The 26,016-nt window shown below is 58.1% G+C and carries 31 protein-coding genes and 1 tRNA gene; 15 read left to right on the top strand and 17 right to left on the bottom strand.

Features of this window, described 5'->3' with window-relative positions; all coding sequences use genetic code 11:
* Positions 1-172: 172 nt before the first annotated feature.
* Together F7C38_05565 and F7C38_05570 are read left to right on the top strand one after the other, a co-directional pair.
* On the top strand, positions 173-964 hold the full coding sequence (locus tag F7C38_05565) for an NAD-dependent deacylase (GenBank protein ID MCE4601016.1): 792 nt from the start codon (positions 173-175) through the stop codon (positions 962-964).
* A gap of 92 nt (positions 965-1,056) precedes the next feature.
* On the top strand, positions 1,057-2,226 hold the full coding sequence (locus F7C38_05570) for a GTP-binding protein (protein ID MCE4601017.1): 1,170 nt from the start codon (positions 1,057-1,059) through the stop codon (positions 2,224-2,226).
* On the opposite strand, the gene F7C38_05575 is transcribed toward F7C38_05570, so the two are convergent.
* From F7C38_05575 to F7C38_05590, 4 genes are read right to left on the bottom strand one after another with little or no spacing between them, the layout of a single operon-like run.
* The gene (locus F7C38_05575) at positions 2,223-3,056 is read right to left on the bottom strand and encodes a cation transporter (GenBank protein ID MCE4601018.1); all 834 of its coding nucleotides are present in this window, start codon (positions 3,054-3,056) and stop codon (positions 2,223-2,225) included. The two genes, F7C38_05570 and F7C38_05575, sit on opposite strands and share 4 nt — an antisense overlap.
* Positions 3,031-3,294, bottom strand: coding sequence for a hypothetical protein (locus F7C38_05580; protein ID MCE4601019.1), 264 nt, complete (start codon positions 3,292-3,294; stop codon positions 3,031-3,033). Before F7C38_05580 ends, F7C38_05575 begins: the two co-directional genes overlap by 26 nt.
* Entirely contained in the window at positions 3,272-3,703 is a 432-nt protein-coding gene (locus tag F7C38_05585; protein ID MCE4601020.1) for a hypothetical protein, read from the bottom strand. The genes F7C38_05580 and F7C38_05585 overlap by 23 nt, the downstream gene beginning before the upstream one ends.
* 25 nt (positions 3,704-3,728) lie before the next feature.
* On the bottom strand, positions 3,729-4,130 hold the full coding sequence (locus F7C38_05590) for a hypothetical protein (protein MCE4601021.1): 402 nt from the start codon (positions 4,128-4,130) through the stop codon (positions 3,729-3,731).
* Between the two features lie 104 nt (positions 4,131-4,234).
* Between F7C38_05590 and F7C38_05595 the strand changes: the two genes are divergently transcribed.
* Entirely contained in the window at positions 4,235-5,008 is a 774-nt protein-coding gene (locus F7C38_05595; protein ID MCE4601022.1) for a ChaN family lipoprotein, read from the top strand.
* On the opposite strand, the gene F7C38_05600 is transcribed toward F7C38_05595, so the two are convergent.
* On the bottom strand, positions 4,987-6,471 hold the full coding sequence (locus F7C38_05600; GenBank protein MCE4601023.1) for a metallophosphoesterase: 1,485 nt from the start codon (positions 6,469-6,471) through the stop codon (positions 4,987-4,989). The two genes, F7C38_05595 and F7C38_05600, sit on opposite strands and share 22 nt — an antisense overlap.
* Entirely contained in the window at positions 6,468-7,025 is a 558-nt protein-coding gene (locus F7C38_05605; protein MCE4601024.1) for an NUDIX domain-containing protein, read from the bottom strand. Before F7C38_05605 ends, F7C38_05600 begins: the two co-directional genes overlap by 4 nt.
* A gap of 128 nt (positions 7,026-7,153) precedes the next feature.
* Here F7C38_05605 and F7C38_05610 point away from each other — a divergent pair, with 128 nt between their 5' ends.
* Positions 7,154-7,456, top strand: a complete 303-nt coding sequence (locus tag F7C38_05610; protein MCE4601025.1) for a hypothetical protein — start codon at positions 7,154-7,156, stop codon at positions 7,454-7,456.
* Here F7C38_05610 and F7C38_05615 read toward each other — a convergent pair.
* A complete protein-coding gene (locus F7C38_05615) occupies positions 7,435-7,818 on the bottom strand; it encodes a cren protein (protein ID MCE4601026.1) in 384 nt (127 codons plus the stop codon). The genes F7C38_05610 and F7C38_05615 overlap by 22 nt on opposite strands.
* Before the next feature lie 100 nt (positions 7,819-7,918).
* Between F7C38_05615 and F7C38_05620 the strand changes: the two genes are divergently transcribed.
* Together F7C38_05620 and F7C38_05625 are read left to right on the top strand one after the other, a co-directional pair.
* Positions 7,919-8,006 (top strand) — tRNA-Leu (locus tag F7C38_05620).
* Between the two features lie 40 nt (positions 8,007-8,046).
* Positions 8,047-8,925 (top strand): endo alpha-1,4 polygalactosaminidase, encoded by an 879-nt coding sequence (locus F7C38_05625; protein MCE4601027.1) that lies wholly within the window; start codon positions 8,047-8,049, stop codon positions 8,923-8,925.
* A 28-nt stretch (positions 8,926-8,953) separates the two neighbouring features.
* Here F7C38_05625 and F7C38_05630 read toward each other — a convergent pair whose 3' ends face one another.
* From F7C38_05630 to F7C38_05665, 8 genes are all read right to left on the bottom strand, one after another.
* Positions 8,954-9,658: a nitroreductase family protein gene (locus F7C38_05630; protein ID MCE4601028.1), complete on the bottom strand. Its 705-nt coding sequence runs from the start codon at positions 9,656-9,658 to the stop codon at positions 8,954-8,956.
* Between the two features lie 187 nt (positions 9,659-9,845).
* Complete coding sequence (locus F7C38_05635; GenBank protein MCE4601029.1) at positions 9,846-11,237, bottom strand: 4Fe-4S binding protein; 1,392 nt, start codon at positions 11,235-11,237, stop codon at positions 9,846-9,848.
* The gene (locus F7C38_05640; protein MCE4601030.1) at positions 11,234-12,088 is read right to left on the bottom strand and encodes a twin-arginine translocase subunit TatC; all 855 of its coding nucleotides are present in this window, start codon (positions 12,086-12,088) and stop codon (positions 11,234-11,236) included. The genes F7C38_05635 and F7C38_05640 overlap by 4 nt, the downstream gene beginning before the upstream one ends.
* Positions 12,089-12,186: 98 nt before the next feature.
* A complete protein-coding gene (locus F7C38_05645) occupies positions 12,187-12,501 on the bottom strand; it encodes a twin-arginine translocase TatA/TatE family subunit (GenBank protein MCE4601031.1) in 315 nt (104 codons plus the stop codon).
* Between the two features lie 122 nt (positions 12,502-12,623).
* On the bottom strand, positions 12,624-13,436 hold the full coding sequence (locus F7C38_05650; GenBank protein MCE4601032.1) for an NTP transferase domain-containing protein: 813 nt from the start codon (positions 13,434-13,436) through the stop codon (positions 12,624-12,626).
* A 112-nt stretch (positions 13,437-13,548) separates the two neighbouring features.
* On the bottom strand, positions 13,549-14,496 hold the full coding sequence (gene nrfD / locus F7C38_05655; GenBank protein MCE4601033.1) for a polysulfide reductase NrfD: 948 nt from the start codon (positions 14,494-14,496) through the stop codon (positions 13,549-13,551).
* A gap of 14 nt (positions 14,497-14,510) precedes the next feature.
* The gene (locus F7C38_05660; GenBank protein MCE4601034.1) at positions 14,511-15,077 is read right to left on the bottom strand and encodes a 4Fe-4S dicluster domain-containing protein; all 567 of its coding nucleotides are present in this window, start codon (positions 15,075-15,077) and stop codon (positions 14,511-14,513) included.
* Positions 15,070-17,628: a molybdopterin-dependent oxidoreductase gene (locus F7C38_05665; GenBank protein MCE4601035.1), complete on the bottom strand. Its 2,559-nt coding sequence runs from the start codon at positions 17,626-17,628 to the stop codon at positions 15,070-15,072. Before F7C38_05665 ends, F7C38_05660 begins: the two co-directional genes overlap by 8 nt.
* 136 nt (positions 17,629-17,764) lie before the next feature.
* On the opposite strand from F7C38_05665, the gene F7C38_05670 reads away from it, so the two are divergent.
* From F7C38_05670 to F7C38_05705, 8 genes are all read left to right on the top strand, one after another.
* Positions 17,765-18,352 (top strand): molecular chaperone TorD family protein, encoded by a 588-nt coding sequence (locus tag F7C38_05670; GenBank protein MCE4601036.1) that lies wholly within the window; start codon positions 17,765-17,767, stop codon positions 18,350-18,352.
* Between the two features lie 433 nt (positions 18,353-18,785).
* Positions 18,786-19,721 carry an ABC transporter ATP-binding protein gene (locus tag F7C38_05675; protein MCE4601037.1) on the top strand — a complete coding sequence of 312 codons (936 nt, stop codon included), beginning with the start codon at positions 18,786-18,788 and terminating at the stop codon, positions 19,719-19,721.
* Positions 19,721-20,962 carry an ABC transporter permease gene (locus F7C38_05680; GenBank protein MCE4601038.1) on the top strand — a complete coding sequence of 414 codons (1,242 nt, stop codon included), beginning with the start codon at positions 19,721-19,723 and terminating at the stop codon, positions 20,960-20,962. The genes F7C38_05675 and F7C38_05680 overlap by 1 nt, the downstream gene beginning before the upstream one ends.
* Positions 20,963-21,050: 88 nt before the next feature.
* Positions 21,051-21,704, top strand: a complete 654-nt coding sequence (locus F7C38_05685; GenBank protein MCE4601039.1) for a hypothetical protein — start codon at positions 21,051-21,053, stop codon at positions 21,702-21,704.
* Positions 21,705-21,896: 192 nt separating this feature from the next.
* Positions 21,897-22,475 carry a hypothetical protein gene (locus F7C38_05690; protein MCE4601040.1) on the top strand — a complete coding sequence of 193 codons (579 nt, stop codon included), beginning with the start codon at positions 21,897-21,899 and terminating at the stop codon, positions 22,473-22,475.
* Between the two features lie 42 nt (positions 22,476-22,517).
* A complete protein-coding gene (locus tag F7C38_05695; GenBank protein ID MCE4601041.1) occupies positions 22,518-23,333 on the top strand; it encodes a hypothetical protein in 816 nt (271 codons plus the stop codon).
* Complete coding sequence (locus tag F7C38_05700; GenBank protein ID MCE4601042.1) at positions 23,296-23,664, top strand: thioesterase; 369 nt, start codon at positions 23,296-23,298, stop codon at positions 23,662-23,664. The genes F7C38_05695 and F7C38_05700 overlap by 38 nt, the downstream gene beginning before the upstream one ends.
* A gap of 4 nt (positions 23,665-23,668) precedes the next feature.
* Positions 23,669-24,382 (top strand): nucleotidyltransferase domain-containing protein, encoded by a 714-nt coding sequence (locus F7C38_05705; GenBank protein ID MCE4601043.1) that lies wholly within the window; start codon positions 23,669-23,671, stop codon positions 24,380-24,382.
* On the opposite strand, the gene F7C38_05710 is transcribed toward F7C38_05705, so the two are convergent.
* Positions 24,362-24,901 (bottom strand): class I SAM-dependent methyltransferase, encoded by a 540-nt coding sequence (locus F7C38_05710; GenBank protein MCE4601044.1) that lies wholly within the window; start codon positions 24,899-24,901, stop codon positions 24,362-24,364. The genes F7C38_05705 and F7C38_05710 overlap by 21 nt on opposite strands.
* Before the next feature lie 103 nt (positions 24,902-25,004).
* On the opposite strand from F7C38_05710, the gene F7C38_05715 reads away from it, so the two are divergent.
* Positions 25,005-25,799 carry a hypothetical protein gene (locus F7C38_05715; protein ID MCE4601045.1) on the top strand — a complete coding sequence of 265 codons (795 nt, stop codon included), beginning with the start codon at positions 25,005-25,007 and terminating at the stop codon, positions 25,797-25,799.
* Here F7C38_05715 and F7C38_05720 read toward each other — a convergent pair.
* Positions 25,764-25,952 carry a hypothetical protein gene (locus tag F7C38_05720; GenBank protein ID MCE4601046.1) on the bottom strand — a complete coding sequence of 63 codons (189 nt, stop codon included), beginning with the start codon at positions 25,950-25,952 and terminating at the stop codon, positions 25,764-25,766. The two genes, F7C38_05715 and F7C38_05720, sit on opposite strands and share 36 nt — an antisense overlap.
* Positions 25,953-26,016: the final 64 nt, after the last annotated feature.

Here is a 26,016-nt window from a genome sequence, read left to right on the forward strand (position 1 = left end):
CTAACCCGGTTTCTCCCGGTAGTACGGGGTTGCCCCCAGTGCTATGTCTTGCCCTGTATTACCATTTATGCCGGAAGCCCCTCTCGGCTCCTAAGACTGTATGGGAACACTGTGGGGGCAGAGATAAGACCCTAGAGGATACACTAGGACCGAGGAGGGTAGATGAAGAGCCATGAATAGGAGAGACATGGTGAAGAGGGCGGCCGAGATCCTAGCGTCTTCAACCCACGCCATAGCATTCACCGGAGCCGGGATATCGACTCCAAGCGGCATACCCGACTTCCGGGGCCCCTCAGGCCTATGGAGGAGGATCTCGCCGGAGGTGTTCGAGATAAGCTACTTCCGCAGGCACCCCGAGGAGGCCTGGAGGGTGTTCATAGAGCTCTACAAGTCAATTAAGGGGGTTAAGCCTAACCCCGCGCACTACGCGCTGGCATACCTCGAACGGATAGGCGTCGTCAAGCACGTCATAACCCAGAACATAGACCGTCTCCACCAGGCCGCTGGGAGCAGGAACGTGATAGAACTCCACGGTTCGATAGGATACGCCGTTTGCCTCGACTGCAGGCGGAGGATCAAGCTGGAGGAGGCCATAGCGATCGCGGAGAAGGGAAGGCCCAGATGCCCCTACTGTGGAGGGCTACTCAAGCCGGACGTCGTCTTCTTCGGAGAGACACTACCCCTGGAGGCTCTGGAGAGGGCCTTTGACATAGCCAGGACGAGTGACGCCGTGCTAGTGGCTGGTAGCAGTCTATACGTGGCCCCTGCACGCTATGTCCCTCTCATAGCCAAGGAGTCCGGGGCTAGGATAATCATTGTCAACATGGGACACGTCTACGGGAGGGAGATCGCCGACATCTACCTGGAGGCCCCGGTGGAGGAGGCGTTACCCGAGATATGCGCTGAGACGGCCAGGCTCCTGGGAGAGGATCCGAGGGGCTGCAGGTCCCCACAAGACTCGTAAGGTCTAGGAGGGCCACGGGGATCGATCTGCTAGTAGGATTTATTGAGGCCGGCGAACGATATTAACCCGGCCAGAGAGGGTGCCAAGCCGCAATGCCAGCGAACCTACCGCCGGAGGCCAAGGCTAAGCTGGCCAAGTACAGCGATGCGAAGACGCCGGAGGAGAAGATGCGGGCCCTAGAGGAGTTTCTATCGGCGGTCCCGAAGCACAAGGGGACCGAGAACATAAGACTGTGGGCCCGTAGGCGCCTGGCGGAGCTCAGGGAGGAGGTCGAGGCTAGGAAAGCTAGGAGGGGAGGCGGGGGCCCCAGGATCTTCGTGGAGAGGGCTGGGGCCGGCCAGGTGGTCTTGCTGGGCCCCCCTAACTCTGGCAAGAGCAGTATCCTAGCCAGGGTCACCAATGCATCGCCCGAGATAGCGGATTACCCCTTCACCACGCAGCTACCGGTTCCGGGCATGCTGGCCTACAAGGATATACAGTTCCAGCTGGTCGACACGCCCCCGCTACTGCTCGATCAGCCCAATAGCCCCATCAACAACAGGGTCATCGGGCTTGCTCGCAACGCTAACGCGGTAGCCCTAGTTGTGGGGCTCGACGAGGAGGATCCTGGTAGGGTACTCTCTAGGCTTATAGGCTTCCTGGCCGAGCGTGGTATAGTCATAACAAAGACCCGTGGACTGGTTAGGATAAGGCGGGACCGTAGTGTTAACGGCTTGAAGATCGTGGGTAGCGGTAGGATGCTTGACTTCACGGAGGACGACTTGCGTAGGCTCCTCTCCCAGTACAGGATATACAATGCGGTTGTAGAGCTTGAGGGCGACGTCACCCTCGACGACGTCGAGGACGCCATATTCACGACCAGGGTCTACAAGCCAGCGATAATCATACTGAACAAGGTCGACCTACCCGACGCGCGGGGAAAGCTGGAGCTCGTCAAGAGAGTCGCTCCCCCAGACGTCCCCCTAATAGCTGCAAGTGCGAGGACCGGCGAGGGCCTCGAAGGCCTGGGCGAGACCATCTTCAAGGTGCTGGGCGTCATAAGGGTCTACACGAAGCAGCCCAACAAGGAGCCGGACCCGGACCCTCTAGTGCTTGAGAGGGGCTCCACAGTGATGGATGCTGCCAAGAGGATCCACAAGGACCTGGCCAGGCGTTTCCGGTATGCGAAGATCTGGGGGCCGAGTGCAAAGTACCCGGGGCAGAGGGTTGGAGCTGACCATGTCCTGGAGGACGGTGACGTCATAGAGGTCCACGCCGGCTAGCTCCTCCCCTTGACGTCTATGTGCACTGTTAGGTCGACGTTGTACTCCTCCCTGGCTATATAGGAGGCCTCGTCGACCAGCAGATCCGCGACCTCGTAGGGTATGTCCACGGCCTCCACAACCATGTCCCCGTGGTACTTGCCCGGCACCACGGTCCTAAGCCTTATGCTCTTAACCCTGAGACCCCTCTCCTCGAAGAGGCCACGTATCCTCCTTAGGATCGCCGGGTCTATAGTGTCGCTCATGAGCACTCCCAGCCTCTGAGACTCGCTCCAGAGCTCGTAGACTAGGTACATGGTTATGACGAGCCCGCCAGCGATATCGTACACCCTCCCATAGTAGACCGCCGTGTAGCTCGCGGTTATGGTTACTACCCCCTCTATCACCTCCGTGAACGTGAAGGCCGAGAAGACGCCTCCAGCATAGCCCTGCCTCCTCGACACCAGGATTGAGGCCCCGTAGAAGAGTGTTCCTATGAGGGCGAAGAGGGGCGCGCCCTCCTCCACACTATAGGCCTGGCCGAGAGAATAGTACAGTACTGCCGTGCTCAGGCCCGCTATGAAGGAGTAGGTGACGAGGACAAGCAACACGCCATGATAGACTAGCCTGGTGTGGCCGAAGGGGTGGTCCTCGTCCGGTGGCCTGGAGGCGGCTCTCAGGCTCCTGTAGAGGAGTATCCCGGCCACGATGTTTCCTATGCAGGTTGCCCCGTCTATGAAGACCGCCCGCGAGCCGTAGAGTAGTCCTCCGAGGATCTTGAAGACTGCCCCGGCTCCCCCCAGTATTAATGCTATTAGTATTATTCTAGCGCTCTCGCCATAGCTTTGCAAAATCCTTCACACTTAGCTTTAAAGCGGCCTTGAGCTTATAATTATAGCTTCTCGCCAGCTCCTCTACGAGGTCCTCGGGGAGGCCCTTGAGGCTCTTCTTGAACTTCCTGGTGTAGGATCTCCTAGTCATCCATAGGTGCAGTCTCAGCCTTAGGATGACTAGGGTTATCTTGGCCGCTAAAAAGAGGGATAGGGTTATTAGAGATAGTATGGCCTTAGCTTTTCCCGCTTTCCCCATAGTCTCTCAGCCTCACTATACTCCTAGTCCCCTTCCTCTCAACACTCACTATGCCGAGGCTCTCAAGCTGCTTGATCCTCTCGACCAGGGTCTTCCTGGAGGCGCGCCCTCTCAGCCTTCTTACAGCCCTCTCAAGCCCCCTTATGCTCATGGGTCCCTCGACTACTAGCACCTCCACTACAGCCCTGCTGATCTCGTCGACCCGGCCCATTCCGCCTACCAGCCCGATTATTGTCCTAGCATACTCGACAGCTTTCTGGGCTGGTAGGTTGAATGCCGCGGTCAGCTCTCCCGCTATGCCGAGTGATTCGTCCTCTCTAAGCTTGTCTTCGAGCCACTTGAGCCTTTCGAGTACCTCGGCTAGCATCTTCTCTATCTTGGCGAGCCTTTCCTCCAGGCTTTGGGGCAACCTGGCTTGCCCTCAACTGTGTTGGCTACTCTTTCGTCTCCTCCTCTTCGTCCTCATCCTTTTCCTCTTCTTCCCCGCCGCTCTTCCCCTTGCCGTGTTTTAGGGCTTCCATGAATGGGGGTTTCCCTCCCTTGAATAGGTTAGTTATGCTTGACATTGCGTCTAGTATCTTGGTCCTCTTCTCGAAGTATTCCTTGGTCATCTCCCTGGCCAGGTCCTCCGGTATGCCGCTCTCTACTAGTGACTTGTAGAACGCCGCTATCTCGCTGCCGAACTTGTCGCCCCTCACCGGCTCTAGCAGGGTCTCTAGCAGGTCCTTTATCGGCTTCTGTACTTCCTTTAGGAAGTCTGAGACCGCTGTTAGGATGCCCCGGACCTCTTCCACGTCCTCGCTCACGGACTCGGGCCTCCTCTCCTCTTCTGCCACTCTATTCCACCTCCGTTCCTCAGGCGTCGTGAATACTACTAGTTGTACATGTAATTACGTTTTTATGGTCACTAGTGAACCAAGAGTAGACCAGTGAGGGTGGAATGCCACGCTACATTAATCTAGGAGACTACACCCAGGTAGACCGTGGCGCCGTGGTTGAGAGCTACGAGAAGCTACTCTACATAGGAGAGGTCCACGAGCAGGAGTGGCTGATCAAGGAGGTCGTCCTTCTACTCGGAGAAGCCTGCGAGACCGGGAAGCTCGGGTTCCTAGCAATGGAGCACTTCAACATAGAACAACAGGAGATACTCGACAAGTGGCTAGAGGATGAGTTGTCCTTCGAGGAGCTAGCCGCCGTCTACGAGAAGGGGCCGGAGGGCTTCAACCTAAGGGTGTATAGGCCCCTTATGGAGGCCGCAAGGGACTGTGGAGCCCGTATTATAGGCGTGATGCCGCCGAGGGACAAGGCCCAGATAGTGTCTAGAACAGGCTCGATACCATGGATCCCCGAGGGTGCTCCGGATCCCAGTGATATGAGTAGAGAGTATATCGAGTTGCTCTCAAGGCTGTTCCCCCGGGAGGGGCCCATGGCTCGCATACCCGTTGAGAGGCTACTACTGGCCCAGTCCTACAAGGACTCTATCGCCTCCTGGAGGATAGCGGAGGAGTTGAAGACGGGGAGGAGTGGGATTGTGTTGATGGGCTGGACCCATGTAGAGGTTAAGGGTGCAGTTGCCTCTAGAGTCTCGGCCCTGAGCGGGCTGGTTAAACCCGGGTATAGGGTTGTCGGTGCTAGGCTTGACCCTGGAGAGCTAGATTTCTACCGGGAGAATAAAGGGTTGGTTGAAACGGATTACCTCTTAGTTGCCAGGTAGATTCCAGCCGCGACGACTACTACCGCCAGTATAGAGGCTGCTACCAGTAGCGTGTTGGCCCCTGCCTTCTCTCCGGTGGTCTCGGTCGAGGATGTAGCTGTGTAGGGTGCTACGGTCGAGGTGGTGGTTGTAGTGGTCTCGGTTGTACTCTTGGCCCCGGTGGTCTGGCTCGTGTGCGTGGTCGGGGCTGTTGTAGTGGTCGTGGTCTCCGAGGTGGTGGTCGTGGTTGTTGCTTGGCTCGGGGCGATGTACCCTGTAATGTCTATCGCGCCCCCGAGGGGCCTGGCGGCGACTACCGTGGCTCCAGCCGACTCATTGCCGGCCTCTACTATGTAGACGTATGTGTCGTTGGAGGTGGAGTTTGATTCGAGCCTGTAGCCGGAGGGTCCCTCCAGGAGCTTAACGTATACCGTGGTGTCGGGTGGTATCATGGAGACATAGTAGACCTTGTAGAGCTTCTCACCCACGCTCACATTGAACTGGAGCCTCACAGGCATCTCGGCCGGGTCCCCGTAGACCGTGACCTTGCTGTTCCTCACAAGCACGTACGTCTTATTGACGTACTCCACCGTGAAGTTACCCGAGCCCTTCCCGGCCTTAACCGGGATATACCGGTAGGTGTGGTCCGGGTACAACAGGAGGACTAGGTAGTTGTAGGATGAGACGCATGAGGCCGCGGCCTCGCAGTCGCTAGCCTTGTAGAGTGGAGCGCCGAGGCTACCGACTATCAGCCACGTGGTGCCACCGCTCTTGTACTCGGCCCACCCATGCCAGTGCGCCTGCAATACCAGGACCGGCTGTCCTGTCTCGTTAATCCTCTCAAGGAGTAGCTCCGCCTTCCCCGGGTAATCGTCCTGCAGGTTGTGGTGTACGTATGGCTTGATGGGCCTGTGGAAGGCTACTATAAGGCTCCTGTCCCCGAGGCCCCGGTAGGCTTCCTCAACCCCGTTCCTCCAGAGCTCGGGTTTGCCCTCGGTGTCCAGGACCGCGATCCTCCAACCTGGTATGTCGTCGAAGACCAGAGTGTAGGGCCCTATATACCGGGCCCAGTACTTCCAGGCCACTCCACCGTAGGAGACGTCGTGGTTGCCCATGGCGTAGAGCTGGTTCTCCAGCCCTGACTCGTTCATGACCCTGTAGAACTCCTTGTACTGCCTCTTGCTACCCTGGCCCACGTGATCCCCTAGGCCTATCGTGGCCACGGGGTTCACCATCGATATCTCCCGTATACCGTCGTAGAAGACCTGTGGTAGCTTGACCCATGGTATCGCCCTGGGCCTGTTGTCCCCGAACACTACGACCGGGTACCACGGCAGGTTCCCGGGTATGGGACGCCTAGTCTTATTGTATAGCGGGACCACCTCCTGCTGTTGCCCCATGCTTGTCGGGGCCGATGCATAGAGTAGTATCGGAGTGGCAACCGCTATCAGTACTAGGAGGCCTCCCGTTATCCTCCTATTCAATGCGCGTCCCCCTCCCTCTCCTCGCTCAAGGCTACTGGTAGTTTGGCGGTTATCGATATGCATTGCGGGAGTGTCGTGAACGTGTTTATGAAGGCGAGCCTCTCGTCGATGTAGGTGACGTATAGGAACCTCTTGAAGTCCGGTATGTCCTGGCTTATGAGCTCCGCCATCCCGCTAGGCCAGAAGTTGTCCGCCACCTCTATAGGATCCCTCCACTCGAAGGTGAGAGTAGCGTACTTCCTCCTAGGCTCCCCGCCACCGTTACAGAAGAAGTAGAAGAGGATCTCGTGCCTAGGCCCCTTCTTCCGCTCGCTGAGGCTCTCCACTATATAGATTAGCCTGACGGGCTCGACCTCAAGGCCAGCCTCCTCCTTCATCTCCCTAACCACAGTGAAGGGGAGGCTTTCGAGGAACTCAAGCCTCCCGCCAGGCACGCTGTAGACGCCGTTCTTCTCCCTCTGTAGGAGGATCTTGCCGTCGCGCTCCAGTATGCACCTGCTCCTCACAATGACCCTGCTCCTATAGGTCCATGCCGGCTTCTTCCTCCAACTCATTACCTCGCCCCGTCTACCAGTTCCACCGGGCTACTATTAGCCTCTATCCCTCCATACAGCGGTAACACCGGGCTACACCTGCAAACTACCGTTGATACCCCTATCACTTGAGAATGGTGTAGGAGTAGATGCCTGGGGTAGCTCAGAAGATACTGGAGGTCCTAGAGGAGAGGGGAGCCCTGGCCCCCGGGGACGTGGTCTCGATAACGGGAGAACCAAGGTATAGGGTGCTGGCGGCATTCCACTGCCTGGAGGAACTCGGGCTCATCGACAAGATGTACGAGAGGGGCACATACAAGATATATCAGGTCACGGTGCTAGGCAAGGAGCTACTTAGGCAGGCCAAGGGCCACGGACTAGCCTACGCGCTGGAGAAGGTGCTGCTGGACTCGTCTAGCGTTGCAGGGGTTCAGCTCTCGACCGAGACGTAGACGGGCTTCTCCGCCAGGTTTATCACGGGCACAACCACCCAGCCGGGCCTAGCCCTGTCGGTGACCTCGATCCTCTCACCCGACTCGTCAGTCCTGGCAATGATGTACTTCACCTGGCTCGCATCCCTCTCGTCGTCCTCGGCCACATAGTAGTATATCACGGGGAGCCCGTAGCATCGGTAGTAGTCCTTGTACATCATCTGGAGGAAGTAGACGCTGCCCTTCCCCGACTTGAACCTGTAGACGGGCATGACGACCATCCGCCCGGCGAGGCTGCTGGCAAGCCTCACGAGGTCGCTCAGCGTCTCGACCCTAACACTAATGGCTTCCCCGACCTTGTCGGCCTCACAGTAGCCGGACACCCTCTAAGACACCCCCCCTGGGGGATTGTACCCAGCCTCTAACAATAAAAACCCAGATATACAATGGAGCGAGACTAGGAGCAAAGGCCCGGGGAGGGGTGCGGGGGTGCCCGAGCTTGGCCAAAGGGGTCGGGCTCAGGACCCGATGGCGTAGGCCTGCGCGGGTTCAAATCCCGCCCCCCGCACCATAGACGCCCCCATAGGTAGTCTAGGCCCGTGGTGGCGGTTGTGAGAAAGACTATACCGGTAGTCTTGGCGATTCTACTGCTCGCCTTGGCTGTTACTGGGGCATATTATCTTGTGCGTCCCACCGGTGGTTCTAGTGGTCCGGGGGAGGGCGTCTCGGGGTATTTGATCGGTGTCGACGACGCCGGTGAGGTGGGGGTACGTCATTGGCGCTATCTCATACTGGACCCGGATTCCTTCGAGTCTCCACCCCAATGCGGGTGTTATGACGTCGTCTTGGCGTACTTGAACGTTGGTTACGCCGAGGAGTGGCGCGATTACTATGGGGGTCTTCCTGGCTCGATCCTCCACGGGGAGTCCGGGTATGAGGGCGAGTTCCTGGTAGAGTATTGGAGTGGTTTGTGGCATGGGTTGATGACTAGGCTGGCATTGGATTACCTCGCCAACGGCTATGACGGCGTATACCTTGACAACATCGACGCGCTGGAGCACGTAAGCAATGCGAGCTGGGCCAGCGTGGACCCGGCCAGCGCTATGGTTGACCTGGTCTGCGATATATCCCATGCAGTGAAGGCACGCTACAATGCATACGTATTCATAAACATTGGCGGCGCCACAGACCTACTCTACAACGACAAGCTAGCCAACTGTATAGACGGCGTACTACGGGAAGAGCTCTGGACCCGATGGACCCCCACAGGGCCAGAGCCGGTGGACGTGAACGAGTCAAACACGGTGCTAGAGGCGTTGCAACACGTTAGAGAGCTCGGAAAACACGTCATAGTGGTCGATCCACAGAGCAACGCTGAAGAAGCCGAACGGTTCTGCAGGCTGGCCTGGAGCTACGGGTTCAGCCCCGTGCCACAGCCTGCCTGGTCCCCCGACTACACCGTGCCGCCTCCCAGCGACTGGTGCAGCTAGGATAGGAGACTCGCGCACCCCTTCATGCTTATACCTTGTAGCCCTTCCTCTCCAGACAGCTCCTCAGGGCCTCCTCAACCCTAGACACATAGCCCTCCCTGGATACTACGAAGGACAATAGCCTGCCCGCACGCCCTCCGTATACCCTTATAACGCTCTCCGCCCTCGCATCGAGGCTGGGAGCCTCGTTGTCGATACTGTAGACGTTATCTTGCCTGGGGCGTAGACCGGGCTTCTCGCCGGGATAGCCTATAGTCAGCCCCACTAGCGGCACAAGCTCCTCAGGCAGTGAAAGGACCTCCTGCAATCTACAGGGGTCCGCGTAGGCTGCTATGAAGGTCACTCCATAGCCCAGGCTCTCCGCGGCTACAGCAGCCCATGCAGCCATTATGCCAGCGCCTATAGCGGCCTCGACTAGGTGAGCTAGACCCTTGGGGGCGGGCTCTAGGCCCAGCTTCTCGGCGGCCCGGAGTATCTTGTCGTAGTCTAGGCTGAAGACCAGGAATACAGCGCTCTCCTCCACGTGCCTCTGCCCGCCGACCGCTATGGCCGCCTTCTTCTTTAACTCCCTATCGATTATGGCGGAGACGTGGACTGGCATGAGGTTCCAGGCCGTCGGCGCTCTCCGAGCGGCTTCTAGTATCGCCTTGAGGTCTCCGCTTGGGATCTCCTTCTCCTCGTATTCTCTGATGCTAACATGGTTATTCAGTACTTCTATACAGTCCTTGGGCATCTTATACTAACACCTCGCTCCAACCGGATGACACTGAGTTTAACTTCTCTTACGGGATCCCGGGGGATCCTGTTTGACCTTGCGGATAAACCCATATATGAACTTGCAATATAGGCTCCCGGGGATCCCAGGGCCAAGAATCCCTACAGCCTCTTTGGGGGAGCTGTTACTTGCATTTTGAGTCCTGTTAGGCGGGAGACTGGAATCGCGGCCTTAGCATCCTTTCCCTACACTCATCGCAGAGGTATATCGCCTTAATAGCCCTCTCGGGTAGGCCCCTCGACCTCATCACCTCCTCCACCTTAAGGAACATCCTACGGGGACCCAGAGGCTTGCCGCACACCCTGCACCGCACTAGTTTATCCTCGGCGACGACAACCTCCCTACCATAAAGCCTGGTGTCAACAGAGAAGCTGACCTCAATAGCATCATGGGGGCAAACCTTGAGACACGCCTCACAGCTCACGCATTTAGAATGCCTAAACACCAGGGTAATCCTGCTATCCTCGATCCTCTTCTCCAGAGCCCCGGTCGGGCAATTCACAACACATGCATCACAGAGCGTGCAGTTCTCATTAACCTCTATAACGCCCAAGACAGGAGTCCTGGTCTCAAGCCTCTCCAAGCCCAGCAGGGCTATGGCCCGGGCGGGGGCGGCATCCGGAGCATATCCGCCCTCTGGAAGGCCTTGCCTCCTCAGCTCCCTGGACAGCTCCTTCCTCGAAGCCGCTATCCTGGCTAGTCTATTGAGGTGGGGGTCCTCGGCGAGCTTACCCCTGGGATCGTATATTATAGTGTCCACCCCATAGGTTAGCCCCGTGATGAGAGTCTTCTCGTCAATCCACCCCAGGTCATCGACTATCTCGACTATGAAGGGCGTAGCCTCATCGGGGTACTCTAGACCCTTTAACTCGTCTATCTCCATTACCAGGAGCCTCAATGGCCCATCATAGTATCTCCTGATGTAGCTGAGGACCCTCTCGACCCTGTAGGGACCCCAGCGCGGCATTGTCAAGACGTTGAACGGGCATTCATGGACGCATATCCCGCACCAAGTGCACCTGTCTATGGCGAGTGATGGAGGCTTGCCCACCAGCGCGTTCTCGGGGCACCTCTCTACGCATCTTGTACACCGGGGCACTATCGCGCAGGCCTGGTAATTCACCATTATGGGGGCCGGGACGTACTCTCGTATCGCCCTCTGCGGGCGTAATAGTAGCGTGCGCCTGGTCACGCTCTTGCTAGCGTTGACGCGGTACTCCATCTTCCAGGGCTTGCTGGCCATTACAGCCTCTAGCCTGGCCCCGGGTAGTAGCCTGGCTAGGCTCCTGGGTAGGACTTCCATGTAGAGGGTGTCTAGGGGCTCGTAGAGGTATGGGTTTCCCCCCTCGCTCCTAACCAGCCTATGGATCCCGGGGTACTCCTTGAAGGCGCCCCGGTATATGCCGACTACAGGCATGCCCGAGAGGACACGGTCCAATACGAGCTCCCTGACATTGCCATCAACCGCCTTCACATCAAGGCCCTCGGGGAAGGGCCCGAACCGCTCGACGACCTCCTTAGAAGCTATAACGGTCAAGCAGCCTCCCCTCCTGGGATGCGTTGAGCCCTACCCTGACCCCTGCCCCTAGGGGCGGACCTGGAGCCTAGCCAGGCCGCTACCATTATAGCGGCGAACATCGCCGTGCCTATCACCATCATGCCAATACCGCTCGGGTCGGGGCTTATCGCCGCGCCCAGGAGCATTGATGCTAGTAGGACGTATTTCCTGTTCTCCCCGACGAACCAGGTGTGGTCTATCACGGCTAGGGATACTAGGAGGTAGACTATCAGGGGGGTTTCGAAGGCTATCCCGGTTGCCACCGCTATGAGTATTATCGTGGTGAAGAGCTGTTCTACGTCGCTGAAGGCTATGAGGGTCTTCTCCCCCGTGACGGCTGTCGACGTTATAATCATTATCCTGAAGGCTAGGGGCATTACTATGGTGAACGCGACTACGACGCCCAGAGCGAATAGTATCACGGCGAATACTGAGAATATCTTGACCTTCCTCCTCTCATAGGGGTATAGTCCTGGGGCTATGTAGCCGTAGATCTCCCTCGCTATAACGGGGCTCGCGCCCAACAGGCCTAGGAGCAGGGCGGTCTTCAAGAGTATGTTGAACCCGGCGAAGGGGTTGTACTGGGCTATGTGGACCTCGATTACCCTGCCACGCCACACTACCTGGTCTGGCAGAACGTAGCCTAGAACCATGTCGGGGAAGTAGCTGATCAAGGGGATATAGTACTTGTAGTCGATTGGTATAGCCGAGAGTACGGCCCCGGCTATTATGACCGAAATGAATATCCTCCGGAGCCTTAGGGATAGCTCTGCTACGTGACTCCATATAGGCCTCGGCTCGTCATAGAACGGCCCATTATCCCCTGACACTGTTACATCTCCTGCCAATCCCAAGTGATGGGGAAAGGGGGTGAGGGGTTAGCTGGTATCTTGTATTAGTTCCTTGGAAGGTGCCACCGGTTACGGCCCTAGCCGAGATCCTTTCTCTTGGCTACCTCGACTATCTCATTGTATAGTTCATCATCGCTCTTGCCAGTGGTTTCAATGCCAAGGTTACCCGCAATGACTTCTAGGGTAGCCCGATCGTAGGTTCTATTCAAGCCCGCTGGCCTGAGCCCTCGGCTGGCTGGGACAGCCTCGTATTCTCCCTGGGCAGCTTTCCTAAACTCTCTTAGAGCCTGGCCTAGGCCCCTTGCTAGTGCGGGTAGCTTGGAGGGCCCGAGTATTAGCAGGAGTATTACTAGGATTATGAGCAACTCGTTGCCCTGGAGGAAACTACCCATGTCTCATCCCGTGTTATACTCTAATCGGCCCCGCTGGTAAAATATTTACATACCTTGATCTTATATATGTAGCTAGAATTAATCTATACAACTGTAGTCTAAACATAGACTATAATATATAATCAACTGGTACCGTCAAGGACTACAGCTAAATCACCTATAACCCTCTTATACAACAGCCCTAAACCCCTACTCCTGTAGTACGACGCCTCCCTCACGAGAAAACGCCGGGCTCTCGAAGGGTCCGACTCCCAGTAACGTAATGCGTCAACGAAGAAACCATGATCAATACGTACTATGTCATCGATCCTAGGGGCATCCTCACCGGCAAACTCCCCGGGCCTATTAACGTTGCTGAACTCGGCGGGGCTACTAGCCACGACGCTCCAACCAACGAGGGCCATGCCCCTCACCCTATAGAGGTCCGAGAGCCCAGCCCTACGACCCTTCACAGAGCAAATCCTATCCACAAAGCCCAAGGCACCCCGCGATAGGACGCCGATCGAGCTGGCAAGGTAACCACTCCAGAGCAACACAGTCCCACCCAGGAAACCCCCGTCAATGACGAAGCTGGCCAGGTTCTCCAGGGTACTCGCCTCTAGGAGGGGGTAGTCGACCGGGACGTATAGATAGTACCCTGCTTGGACCGCCTTGAGAGAGGAGGCAAGGCCCCTCAGAGGGCCCTGGCACGGCAGATTCCTGTCATAGACTATGCAATCCGAGATACTCCTTGACAGGTCAAGCAAGTCCCCCGAGGGGTCCCTCAGCACTATACATGCATAGCCGGTGGCCCTGGATACTTTGCTATAGGCCTTCTCAAGAAACGTCTCTCCACCAATCCGGGCTAGGGCCTTCGGGGACCCGTAGCGGCGTGACTCGCCGCCAGCTAACACGAGGCCGACGAGCCCTCTAGGCTTAAACCCCTTCTTATTCATGGTTGTATCCTCCGCTCTTCATCCTCCCGGGAGAGAATCCTTCAAACAATGTAATACAACTTGATCCAACTTCCTATATAAATTATTTTATTTAAATAAAAAAGTTTAGGGTTTAGGGTAGTGGAACCGCTATTACACCAGAGTCCAGTACTATGAACCTCAACAACAACCCTCCGATGACGACAGTCCATCCGACTATCGCAGAGGCTAGCTCGACCCTGAAGTTCTCCTCTTTGACCCGGAGTGTATATCCCAGGAGGAGTGCCAGTGGCAGTATTATTCCGATTAACACCACGCCGATCCAGAATGCCGGGGCAAGGCTCCCGTAGAGGATCTCCCTGGCAGGCCTGGCGGCGCCTGGGGGACCCCACAAGGCTATGTCTAGGAAGGCGAAGAGGAGGAAGAGCTCGCCTACTAGCACGTATACCTCGAACCTCTGTATGGCCAGCCTAACCCTCGTCCCCACCTGCTTGTACTGGGGGACCCTCCATGATAGGATGGGAGCCACTATGCCACAGTAGGTCCCGCATAACCCGCTTGAAGCGGCTGATGCTAGGAAGAGCACGGGGAGCATGGGGTTATTCCAGAACTGGACCCCTCTAGCCGCTGCCAAGAGGAAGCCCGTGTAGGCGGCTGTAGCCAGGCCTAGGGCCGACGTTACTAGTCCAAAGATCGTTACGTTCTTGCGCCCTAGCCTAAGCCTCGCGAGGAAGCCCTTTGGGCTGGGAGTGAATTGCAGCGTGTAGGCTAGTGTCATGATCATGTAGAGCGTTATTATGTAGGTGCCTATCGTCATCCATGACCCTAGGTTCAGCCTAGGACTAGTGGCTAGCGCTGTCACGTTGCCGGGGCTGCCTAGATCTATGACCAGTAGAACCACGCCGACTAGCATCGCCAGGAAGGCTACGATTCCCCCACTGTAGTTGACCAGCTTGTTACCATCCCTATACCAGAAGTAGTATGCCACCGGGACCGACGCCCCCGCCATGCCGCCTAGGAAGAGGTAGCCCGCGATGATCCAACCCCACCAGTCTTGGCCCACGAACACGACTCCACTCACGGCCATCACCCCTGCTATGGAGGAATCACGTATACCTTGGGCTTGGTCCCCAGCTCTGGCCCGAGCGTTACGGCGTGCTTGGCGAGTCTAGCGACCCTGCTCTCCGGGTCGTCTAGGTCGCCGAAGACTATGGAGTCCGTCGGACAGGCCTCTGCACACGCCGGCTGGAGGCCTTCCTTCAGCCTGTGTATGCACATAGTGCACTTGTCGGGGCCTCCCAGGGCCTCGTTCACGTATCTAGCGTCGTAGGGGCATGCCACCAGGCAGTATTTACAGCCTATGCATAAATCATGGTCGACTAGGACTATGCCGTCCTCGGTCTTGTAGGTTGCACCGGTTGGGCAGACGGCCGCGCAGGGGGCCTCCTCGCAGTGCATGCATGTCCTGTGGTAGTGGGCGCGTATGACTGAGGGGAACACGCCCTTCTCTGAGACCCATATATCCCTTCTACCGCCAAGCGGTACTACCGCGTCCTCTTTGATCTCGCTGAGCACGAGTGTGTTCTCCTCGCTACACGCGGCGACGCAATCGCCGCAGCCTATGCATGTGGATAGGTCTATCACGAATCCATACCTAGCCATAGGGCATCACCCTAACTATAACATCCTGGTCCGACGAGGATGCCGAGGGGTTCCTGTAGTCGACCATGACCGGCTTGATCACCCCGTCGCCTCCCTTTATCGTGAACTCGTAGCTCTTCATGAACCTTGACAGCTGCCCGATGCCGTGTGGCACGAATATGACGTCAGGCCGGACCGCCTCGGTCACGTGGACCCTGCCAGCGAGCCTGTACCTGGGCTTGTGCAGTGTCGCCTCCTCGCTGAAGGTCCTGACAGCCTCCACGAGGACCAGGTCCCCCTCCTTTACGCCGATCCTCGCGGCGGTCGAGGGGTGTATCCAGATCCTGTTCGCGTGGTGCTTGGCGAGGAAGTACATCAGCCACTCGTTGTTAACCGTCTTGGAGTGCCTGTTCATGCTGAAGACCGATGTGACTAGCACGAGCTCGCCCTCGCCTAGCCCCTCGTAGGTGAAGGTGTCCATCCAGCGGGGGAGGGGGTCGTAGCCGTGCTCCGCCAGCTCTACTGGGAGTAGCTCTATCCTGCCGGACCTTGTCTTGAGCTTCCTCAGGTCCTTGGGCGTCCAGTCGAGAGAGAATATCTTCTCCCTCTGGAGCTGTTCTAGCGTGACACTAGTCCCGAGCTTCTTGTTGTACAGGTCTATCATCTTCTGCAGCTCTTCCTCCTTCGACACGAGGAAGTATTCGCTGAAGTAGTTGTTCTCCAGGTCCTCCCTAGTTATGCCGAGTCTCTCCGCGATCCTGTAGGCTAGTTGTTTGACTATCCATTTCTCGCTCTTGGCCTCGGGGTGTACCGGGGGTATGCCGTCGACCCAGTGTATCCTGTAGGTTAGGTCGAAGCTCTTGGAGTATCCTATAGTGGGCCCGCCCTCTAGGAAGAGCTTCTCGGGGAGGACTACGTCGGCTAGTGTGGCCATCTCGTCGGGGTATATGTTGACGTTGACTATGATCCCGTCGTTATCCTCCACGACGTGCTTGATAGCGGCCTCCACGAGCTCGTAGTCCATGAAGGCCTGGAGGCCCTGGGCCCATACTACGACGACCTTGACGGGGTACGGGTTGTCGTGGAGTATATTGTACCAGACCTTCTGGAACACCCCCTCCTTGGCGTACTTCTTGTAGACGGGGAACTTCTCCCTCTCATCAACAGTAAGCCCCCGGTACTCCTCCGGTATAGGGTATAGGTCTGCGAAGGTCTTCTTGGGCTTCTTGCTAACGGCCTTCTTAACGAACTTGGCGGTCCTATTGAATAGCCAGCCTCCCCTCCTCTCGACGTTACCGGTCAAGGCCATGAGGAGTGCAATGGCCTTGTAGGTCTCGACCCCCTGCCTCCTATTAGGCCCTGTACCGCCAGACCTCTTCCAGTGCGGAATACTAGCCGGCTTCACAGTGGCCAGCTCCCTCGCTATCTCCCTAATCTTAGAGCTCGGGACCCCGCTGACCCTCTCGGCCCACTCCGGGGTATACTCCCTCATCCTCTCCCTCAGGAGCCTGAAGACCGTCGCGACACGCCTACCCTTATACACGCCCTCCCAGTCAAGGGCAGGAGACCCCGCCTCCCCGACCGGTACGATCTCGCCCCGTACAGTGTCATAGACCAGGAGCTCTCCATCGCTGGCATAGGTCAGCTTCTCCCTGTCTACCAGTATGGGCGCGTTCGTGTAGTTGACCAGGAAGTCCCTATCGTATAGCTCCTCCTCTAGTATGACGTTGGCCATGGCGAAGGCGACCGCCGCGTCTGTGCCCGGCTTTATGGGTATCCACTCGGTGGCCTTGCTCGCCGTCTCGGAGAGCCGGGGCTCGAATACTATGATCTTGGCTCCACGCCTCTTGGCCTCCGAGAACAGCCATGGGAAGGGGTTCTTTGACTTGCCGGCTCCCTGGTCGAAGCCGAAGGCCACTATCAGCTTCGAGTTAGCCATGTCGGCGTTCGGCACAGAGCCGTACATTGGCTTGAGGACTACGTCCCACGTGGAATGGCACGTGGTATGGTGCTTGACCACGTTGGGGGTCCCGATTAAGCTAGCCAGAGCTCCCCCCTTGCCGTGGCCTATGAAGACTATCGACTGGGGCCCCCACTCCCTTATAGCCTCGGCCATCTTATCCGCTACAAGGTCCAGGGCCTCGTCCCAGGTGGCCTCCCTCCACTTGGGGTCCTTCACTCCAACTACGGCTCCCTTGTCGTCTAGTATGAAGCCCCTGTCCCTGCTCGTCCTTATGAGGGGCTTCCTGAGCCTGTCTGGGTCGTATAGCATCTTCAGGGAGGTCTTGCCCTTGACGCATGGCGTCCCGTGGGAGACCCAGTCCCGCGGGTCGCCCTCTATCTTCACAAGCCTCCCGTTCCTGTCAACGTACCCCTTTAGTACACACCCGCCACCGCATATCCGGCAGACGAAGTAGCGCTCCTCTAGACCGCGTCCTTCGACTGCTGACTCTAGGAGGCTCATGGAGTCCCTCTTGAGGAATATGCCGTCTACACCAGCCTTGCTGGTCGCGGCTATCGCTGTGGATACGGCTGCCAGCTTTAGGAACTCTCTGCGTTTGAGCTTGGGCATTTAAGACACCCTTCGGGGGCCGGTTATACTAGTGATATATATTCTGAGGGATATAAATATATAGATTGCTATATAAATACTTGCTAGACTCTAGAAGTATAATATCTAGCCTAGAATGTATATACGAGGGAGCGGGTTGAGGGAATGCATCGCATTAACCTCCAAGATAGCAGCCACTCTAGAACGCCTCCTCCTGAACCCCAAATACGTAGAGAAGCGCTGGGAGAGCCTAGACGCCGGCAGCGACTGCCCAGCAGCACAGTGTAGAGAGGCGCTGTTGCTAGCCACGCGAGCCTCCGAGAAACTGTACGCCGGGCCTCCCGACGAACTGGAGATAGAGTACACGAGGCTCTTCACCGCCTCCTACCCAAGGCCCAAGTGCCCGATATACGAGTCATACTATCTCGGGGGAGAACACACGCTGGGAAAACCAGACATAATAGACGACCTCTACAGTATCATTAGAGAAGCAGGGCTCAAGCTAGACACCACAAGAGAGCGGCTCCCAGACAACATACCTGTAATCCTAGAACTATACTCGATAATATCCAGCAGCGCCCACATAGACGCCCAGCCCATCCTGAGGAAGCTGGCCTACAACCACCTCATAGAAACACTACCCAGGCTAGCGAAATGCATAGACGAGAACACAGAGACCGAGTACTACAGGCTAGTGAGCAAAGCCCTGGCTAGATACTCGGAGTGCCTCAGAGAGATACTATAAGGGGGAAAGAAAAACCCGGCCCCTAGGGACCCCCGGCGATCCCAAGCGCCTCCCCAAACCCCAAAGGGGAGGCGTTCCTGTCGAGGGTGGGGTTATGCTTCTCACGGCGTCGTGGCGCGCCGTGGCGGGCCTTATGGCCCTCCTCATACGCCCCCCGCCGGCGGGGCTCGCCCCTCTCGCAGCACCGGGCTGGCGCTCTTGGATGTGCATCGGGGCGTGTCTATAGCGTGTGTATTGGGGGTCCCTGGGGGCCGGGCCGTCTAATTATACATTGTCTGGGAGAGGATAAATCGTTTTCCCATGGTTATCCCACTGTTTTCAGCGTACCCGGGATCCTGGGCCCCCGTATTTGCTCTATATGGGGCTCTGAAATTCAGAGTATCATCGTGGCTTATTTCCCCAGTGAGGCTACATTTAATCCCTGGTGGAGGCCGTGGAGCCACTGGTTGTCGTAGAGAACCTTGCCAAGATATACAGGGACGGGTCCGTCGGCGTGGACAACGTGTCCTTCGAGGCGGGCGAGGGCATAACGATGCTCATGGGCCCGAATGGCAGCGGCAAGACCACGACGATGTCCATTATAGCCGGGGCCCTAACGCCCACGCGGGGGAGCGTGAGGGTCTGCGGCTACGAGGTCTGGGGCAGCGGGTGGGAGAGGGCCCGCGAGTGCATAGGGTTCGCCCCCCAGGACATGCCCTTCAGGCTGCGCCTCACGGTGATGGAGAACCTGGTATGGTATGGGCTCCTCAGGGGCCTCGGTATGGGCGAGGCTAAGAGGAGGGGGTTGGAGCTACTGGAGGCCCTGGGCCTGTTGGAGCATAGGGGTAAGAAGGTCCAGCAGCTCAGTGGTGGGATGAGGAAGAAGCTCTCTATAGCGGCGGCGATGATGGGTGATCCGAGGGTCTTGATACTCGACGAGCCGACGAGCGGGTTGGACCCGGCTGCGAGGAGGGAGTTGTGGAGGATTATAAGGGGCCTGGCGGGTGGCCGCGTGGTCCTTGCGAGCACGCATATAGCTGAGGATGCCGAGGAGAACGCTGACAGGGTCCTTATCTTCCATAGGGGTAGGATTGTGGCCGAGGGCAGGCCGCTCGACCTGATAAGGGAGCACGCTGGGTTCGCTAGGATTAGGATTCGCGGGGTCTTGAGGGACCCTCCGCCTTCTAACGGCGAGTATAAGCTGTTGAGGGTTTCTGACGGCGAGGCCTGGTATTTGACTAGGGATCCCGATACCGTGCTCCCCAGGATTATAGAGGTTTTAATTAATAATAATTCTAGTATAGAGCTCGTTGAGGTGAAGAAGCCCGGGCTCGCAGAGGTGTACCTACACCTGACCGGGGTGGAGCTTGGAGAGGGGGTGGAGGAGTGATGGGCTCGCTAAACAGGATACTGAGCGAGGCATACGTGGGGGTCAAGGGCATATTCAGGTACAAGGAGGTACTCTTCTGGGTGATACTATTCCCCATACTCTTCTACGGGCTAATGATAGGCATATGGGGGAACACGAGCTACAACCCTATCAAAGCCGGCATATACGACCCCGACAACGGAGTGGTCCTAGAGAACGGGACCAGGCTAGACCTCAGCGACGCGCTGAAGACCGCCATGAACGAGTCCAAGGTATTCAAGATCTACATATACGACAACGAGACCAAGCTCATTGAAAGCGTGAAGCGGGGAGGAGTAGACGTCGGGCTCATAATACCTGGTAACTTCACCGAGTCACTCCTCAACATGACCCCCGCGACCATACGCCTAGTCACCCTGAAGACCCCCTGGGGCGACTACAATAGAGAGGCCACCATAGGCTTCCTCAACGGGTTCGCCGACGGCATCAGGGAGAGATACCTCAACATGACCATGAAGTTTGCGGTGCAATACGTCCCAGAGGAGTACAAGGCCTACCTGGGCAACTGGTTCAACTTCCTCAGGAAACCGCTGACTGTCAACGAGACCCTCTACACGCCGCCACTCCTAGAGACGCCGGAGGGCGTGAGGGCCTTCTACGCCATAGGAATGATAGGGGTCGAGATACTCTTCATAGGCCTCTCAACTGGCACGAGTAGCATAATAGACATGAAGAAGGAGGGGACCCTCAGGATAATCCTCTCCTCGCCCATAAGGAAGTGGGAGCTGCTGGCTTCGCTGACCCTATCGACGCTGATAGCTGTGGCGATATCCTCCCTGTCAATAATACTCTTCAGCCTGGCGCTCGGGGCCAGCTACAACATATCGCTACAGGCGGCCATAGCGATAATAGCGTTGCTGGCGCTTGGAGCACTATTCACTATAGGGCTAGGCCTACTACTGGCACCCCTAGCCAGGAGCCAGGAGGCGGCCATGGTCATAGTAAACGCTATCGCGTTCCCGATAATGTTCATCGGCGGGATAGTAATCCCGAAGTTCATACTGCCAGAGAGCCTCCAGGTAGTCGCCGACGTATACCCGCTCTCCCGCGAGATAGAGGCGATAAGGAGGATGACCCTATACAACTACACTCCAGGCGAGGCCCTGGCCATGGCATGGCCAGCGATAGCAGGAACCATAATAGTCTACGCGATAGGCCTAGCGATATTCAACAAGCTACTAGCCAGGGCCGCGGAAGAGTAAACAAGGGGGGTCCCCCAGGGCAATATAGAAATGATAATACCATAAATGATAATACCATAGACGCCCTCCGAGGCGGAGGCACGCTATAGTGGAGTGGGAGGCGCCAATAGCCTACACGGGCGCGGTAACAGGCTACCTACTAGAATCCTCATACTACTGCGAGTACAAGCCCCTACTAGACGCTAGGAGGACCGGGAGGATAGGCCCCGGCAGGGCCAGGGAGCTGGCCAGGAAAATGCTCGAAGCCCTCAGGCGCGTGCCCAGGAAGGGCAGGGGGTTCGTCAAGGTAACCCTGGTGGGGGAAGTCGACGGGGTCCCGGCCATAGTGAGCCCCGACGCGGTATACTACGAGGATGGGAGGCCCCGGGCCCTGGTGAGGGCTAGGATAAGGGGCAGGCTACGGGTATACCCCGGTGACTGGGCCCCGCTAATACTAGCCGCCCACATACTAGAAACAACAACCAATACAGGCGACGCCACCCTAGCGGTCGCTGTAGGCCTAGACGAGTCGAGCCTAGCCACTGCCCTGTCAAACCTGAAGATGCACGGGCCTAAGCCAGCTAAGGGAGGCAAATGGATGGTCACAACCAGAATATACAACCCGGTGGCCGACCTCCACGAGCTAAGAGACAAGATAGCCCTGCTAGCCGGCGGGAGGTCGCCCCGCGTGGGAGGCGGGCGCCGGTGCCAATACTGCCCATACAACGGCGAGTGCCCCTGGAGTGCGGGTCGAGAATCCTAGCAAGGATTTATCCCCGGGGCCCGTGATAGTGTTTACCCGGGCGATGGAGTGGCTTGACCGCTGCCGACCCCCACCGCCTCCATGGGGGGATGGCGAGCGAACCCGAGCCTCAAGCCGCCCATTCTCCCGCCACTGACTCCATGTTATATTCCCCGGTGCACGACGGGCTACTAAACCCAGGGGTGTACGTGTATGCCGGAGATTAGGGTTGAAGTGAGCGGCGAGGCGCTGCGCGGCCTTGAAAAGCTTGCCGAGAGCCTGAAGACTAGCGTCGAGGACCTAGTGAGTAGTTCCCTTGAATCCATGTCGGCCTACTCGGGCCACCTGGCGCGCTGGGGGCTGGAGCTTAGGGTTAGGAAGGAGCATAGGGTGGCCAGCCTCTTCGACGAAGTGTACTTCTACGCCGTGGAGGCTTGGGGAGGGCTAGTATCCAGGATACTGGATAGGTTGAAGGCCAGGGGGAGGTTCGAGCTTGAGATGCTAGAGTTCGACCCGGAGGAGCCGGGGGTTATAGTGGAGCTCGTGGCCCTTGAGGGGAGCGACCTCCTGGCCGACAAGATCAGGATAGACTGGGGCGTGAACGAGGTCCTCGTCGAGGCCTACTACTACCTCGAAGAGGGGGAGGAGCCTCCCCTGCCCAGGCAGGGCGAGGGCTTTGACTGGGTCTACCTGCCGGACGAGAGGGCGGTGGTGGTGACCGTGAGGGCCCCCAAGCTCTCCATGATACCGCCGGTCCACGTGATAGACAAGTACTCGGGGCTAGCCGAGTAGGCTTCCGAGGATGAGGGGAGGGTCCCTCCGGGGAGTAGTGCAATGAAGGGTCTGCTAGTTGTGAACGACTCCATACCCCTGTCCATGGCCCCGGCGATACCGCTGTTCATAGCTCCCAGGTTTCCCGGGGGCTACGATGTCGTAGTAGCGGTCTCCCGCCTAGCCACCGGGGGGCTGACTGTGGGGAGCCTCGGGTCCCTGTGGAGCGGTGAGGATGGGGTTCGTAGAGCCAGTGGAGGCGGCCGGTACCATGCAGAGGCGGGCGACTATCACGTGGCGATCGTGCTCCGCAGTGGATCGCTTAGGTGGGTCTACTCCAGGTACGAGGAGGAGCTCCAGGGTGACGGCGTTGTCGGGATCGGCAAGAGCTCCGGGAAGCCCTTCGTAGAGGTATACACTGGAAGGGACCCCCTAGGCAGGATAGAGGAGCTGTTCCCGGGGCTGGAGGAGGGGGACCCCATAGAGCCCGAGCTACTAGAACCCATAGCCGTGGACCTGGCCAGGGACGAGTGGAGGGACCCCATAGAGGGGGGCTCCCGGCTCGCCTCGTACCGCGTTGCTAGTGGGAGGCACTATTTCGGCTTGGTGGGGGTGGTGGGCGAGGAGGGCCTCATCCTGAGGGCCTGGCCCGACTCGACTATCCACGTCTACCCGCCCGGCCTGGCCAGGAGTGTCGTGAAGGAGATAGGCATGGCCCCGCCCAGCATGCCCCTGGCATTCCACGCGGCCAACGGCTTCCTCAGCCTAGTGGAGTATGCTGGCGTGGAGTCAAACCATATAGTCGAGGCCTTCCAGGGGTTCATACGAGAGGCTGAGAAGCTTGCAGGAGGAGATAGAGGTCAGGGAGGAGTCCCATAGGGCCTGTGCAATGGAGTTCACCGTTGGGGAGGAGCACCTGGCGCTCCACCTAAAGGAGAGGGGGCGCCGCGTGCTATCGACTCCCTGCCTCGTCCTAATGATGGAGGTAACCGCCAGGACCTGCCTAGACCTAGCCCTCCCCGCCGGTAAGACTAGCGTCGGCTACAGGGTCGACGTGAGGCATAGGAAGAGCGTTGGGGAGGGGGAGAAGGTGAGGGTGGAGGCCAGGCTGGTGTCCTTCGATGGTAGGAGGGCGTTGTTCCACGTGACGGCCTATAGCCGCGGCGAGGTCGTCGGCGAGGCCATACACGAGCGCTACGTGGTGGATTAGGGGTATGACGCCTAGACCCGCATATCCCGGCGTCGAGGTCGAGTATGACGAGTGGAGGTGGAGGGTTCTAGCAGAGAAGAGGGCTAAGGCCGTGAAGATCATGGAGGCTCTCAGGCCCCTGCGCGTCGAGGTCATAGTCCACGGTAGCATAGCCCGGGGCGACGTTGACAGGGACTCGGACGTCGACGTCGTGGTCGTCGAGCCCGTCTCCCCAGGCATCGTGGAACTCCTGCTTGAGAGGGCCGGCTATAGGGTTAGATATAGGGAGATCGTGCAGGCGACGCCCAACTATACCCCAAAGGTCTACTTCTACCTGGATGAGGCGGAGGAGCAGGTCGTCAGCGTCCCCCTGGCGGTTTTGAAGCCGAGGGAGAGGGAGTTCTATAGGTGGGGCGGGGAGCTGGGCCTGGAGGGGGTCCGGGCGGGCAAGAGGGTCCCCGGGGTCAACAAGGACCTCGTACTCATTATACCGACCGAGAGGGGGCATGTCGAGGTCGAGCTTGAGGGTAACGAGAGGCTGGCGGCTAAGCTGACCGGCGTGAGCCTTGAGACCGTCGAGGAGAGGATACGGGTGTTGTCGAGGCGCAGGGAGCACGGCAGGACGGGGGTATTCGTCAAGAGGCCCGTCCCCCCGGGCAAGAGCGTTGAGGAGGTAGTCGAGGAGGTCGCCAGGGAGAACCCCTACTTCAGGAGGGCCCTAGGCCCTAGGCGGGTCTAGCCTGAACAAGGCGTCCTTTGAGGTGGTCCCAAGCAGGGGGTACCCGTCGAGGAGTAGCAGATCCTTGTGGGGCAGGGATTTCAGGAGCGACACGACTACGGGGCCCCGGGAGACCCTCCTCAACTCCCCCACAGCCCTCCTAACGCTGTCGACCAGGTCGAGCACCGTGAAGCTGTAGACCGTGTCGAAGCTCTCGTCCCCGAATGGGATCTCCAATACGTTGCCCTCGACGGCCACACACCTACCCGGGCATATATGGCTGAGCCTCCACCTGGCTATCTCCAGCATGCTCCAGCTATAGTCCATGCAGACGTAGAGATCCACCCTGTCCAGGTAGCCGGCGAGCCTCATGTACTCGGCCAGGAGCCCCGTGCCGCATCCAGCGTCGAGGACCCTGCCCCGGGGAGGGACCCTCCTCAGGGCGACGCTATACTTCTCATACTGCTCCGCCCTATACAGCTCATCGTACCCTTTGGCGGTCGCCTCATACCTCTCCCTTATAACGTGACCCTTACCCACCGCCGCTAGCCCTCCGCGGGCCCTAGGATATGCCTCGTAGATCATCATATTGATCTAGAGTAATTAAGGGAGGGTTCCTCCGGCCCCTGGGGAGGGGGAGGCCGTGGCGGGGTACACGCTACTAGTCCATCCCTTATGCAAGTCGAGCTACAGCCTACTGCGGGGTCTCGATGAGAAGGGTTTGCTCGGGGAGTTCAAGGTGGTTGTCCTCGATAGGCCCCTCACGTCCACCATAAGGGGGTTCCCGTGGTCTGTCCCGATGATCCTAGACTCCAGGGGCACGCCGCTGGCCATGGATCCCCTGGGCGTGGAGGAGGCCGAGTCTATACTGGCCGGGGATGCCGTGGTTGAGGATGACGTGGAGCAGTTTACCAGATCGATACTCTACAGCGCCTACGCGAGCGCGACCGTGCTCTCGCACAGGAGCCTGGAGCCCCTGCTAGACCATAGCTTCCTGGCTCCAGCCCTACGCCTACCACTACGACGCGTCGACTATGGAGAGGTTCTCGACAGGCTCAGGCAGGGCCTGGAGAGGCTGTACGAGGAGAATAAGGAGGTGATAGCCAAGGCCCTATCCCTATCGATAGTACGCTTCCTCTACTATAGCGGGGTTAGGGACCCCGAGAGGCTGTCGGCAGCCGTTAACGGGGACAGCGTCTCTGCCATGATACACTCTATGGCGAGTATAGGCAGGATAAACACGCCCCTCGACCCGGGCAGGGCCGATATGAGCGACTACATAGCAAGCTTCATAGCCAGGAGGGCTAAGGGCCTCCTCAGGAAGATAGCCAGGGAGCACGAGGAGATCACTGGCGACGAGGGCTACTGGAGGTTGATCGAGAGGCTTAGGGGGGTAGAGGGGCTAGGCGCTGGTCAGCCGGAGGCTCGCCGGGGCTAGGCTCCCCACAGCGTGCCTGGCTATCTCTACATTACAGGTCTTGTGCCTGGAGCACCAGGACTCGCATTCCCTAGCCGTCTCCCTGCTACGGTATATGAGGCCGCATTCGCCGCAGGCGTAGTAGGTCTCGCCGGATATGGTTATCTTGTACACTTATGCTTCCACCCGTGTTATACATGTGTCAATACTCTACTTATATACACAGTATATACTTTAC

The organism is Candidatus Thermodiscus eudorianus (genome assembly GCA_015521085.1).
GTDB classification, from domain to species: domain Archaea; phylum Thermoproteota; class Thermoprotei_A; order Sulfolobales; family Acidilobaceae; genus Thermodiscus; species Thermodiscus eudorianus.

Excerpts from the sequence above, each read along its gene's own strand:
- F7C38_05565 (MCE4601016.1), top strand. The coding sequence starts at position 173 with ATGAATAGGAGAGACATGGTGAAGAGGGCGGCCGAGATCCTAGCGTCT.
- F7C38_05570 (MCE4601017.1), top strand. The coding sequence starts at position 1,057 with ATGCCAGCGAACCTACCGCCGGAGGCCAAGGCTAAGCTGGCCAAGTAC.
- F7C38_05580 (MCE4601019.1), bottom strand. The coding sequence starts at position 3,294 with ATGGGGAAAGCGGGAAAAGCTAAGGCCATACTATCTCTAATAACCCTA.
- F7C38_05595 (MCE4601022.1), top strand. The coding sequence starts at position 4,235 with ATGCCACGCTACATTAATCTAGGAGACTACACCCAGGTAGACCGTGGC.
- F7C38_05605 (MCE4601024.1), bottom strand. The coding sequence starts at position 7,025 with ATGAGTTGGAGGAAGAAGCCGGCATGGACCTATAGGAGCAGGGTCATT.
- F7C38_05610 (MCE4601025.1), top strand. The coding sequence starts at position 7,154 with ATGCCTGGGGTAGCTCAGAAGATACTGGAGGTCCTAGAGGAGAGGGGA.
- F7C38_05630 (MCE4601028.1), bottom strand. The coding sequence starts at position 9,658 with ATGCCCAAGGACTGTATAGAAGTACTGAATAACCATGTTAGCATCAGA.
- F7C38_05645 (MCE4601031.1), bottom strand. The coding sequence starts at position 12,501 with ATGGGTAGTTTCCTCCAGGGCAACGAGTTGCTCATAATCCTAGTAATA.
- F7C38_05650 (MCE4601032.1), bottom strand. The coding sequence starts at position 13,436 with ATGAATAAGAAGGGGTTTAAGCCTAGAGGGCTCGTCGGCCTCGTGTTA.
- F7C38_05660 (MCE4601034.1), bottom strand. The coding sequence starts at position 15,077 with ATGGCTAGGTATGGATTCGTGATAGACCTATCCACATGCATAGGCTGC.
- F7C38_05665 (MCE4601035.1), bottom strand. The coding sequence starts at position 17,628 with ATGCCCAAGCTCAAACGCAGAGAGTTCCTAAAGCTGGCAGCCGTATCC.
- F7C38_05680 (MCE4601038.1), top strand. The coding sequence starts at position 19,721 with ATGGGCTCGCTAAACAGGATACTGAGCGAGGCATACGTGGGGGTCAAG.
- F7C38_05690 (MCE4601040.1), top strand. The coding sequence starts at position 21,897 with ATGCCGGAGATTAGGGTTGAAGTGAGCGGCGAGGCGCTGCGCGGCCTT.
- F7C38_05695 (MCE4601041.1), top strand. The coding sequence starts at position 22,518 with ATGAAGGGTCTGCTAGTTGTGAACGACTCCATACCCCTGTCCATGGCC.
- F7C38_05705 (MCE4601043.1), top strand. The coding sequence starts at position 23,669 with ATGACGCCTAGACCCGCATATCCCGGCGTCGAGGTCGAGTATGACGAG.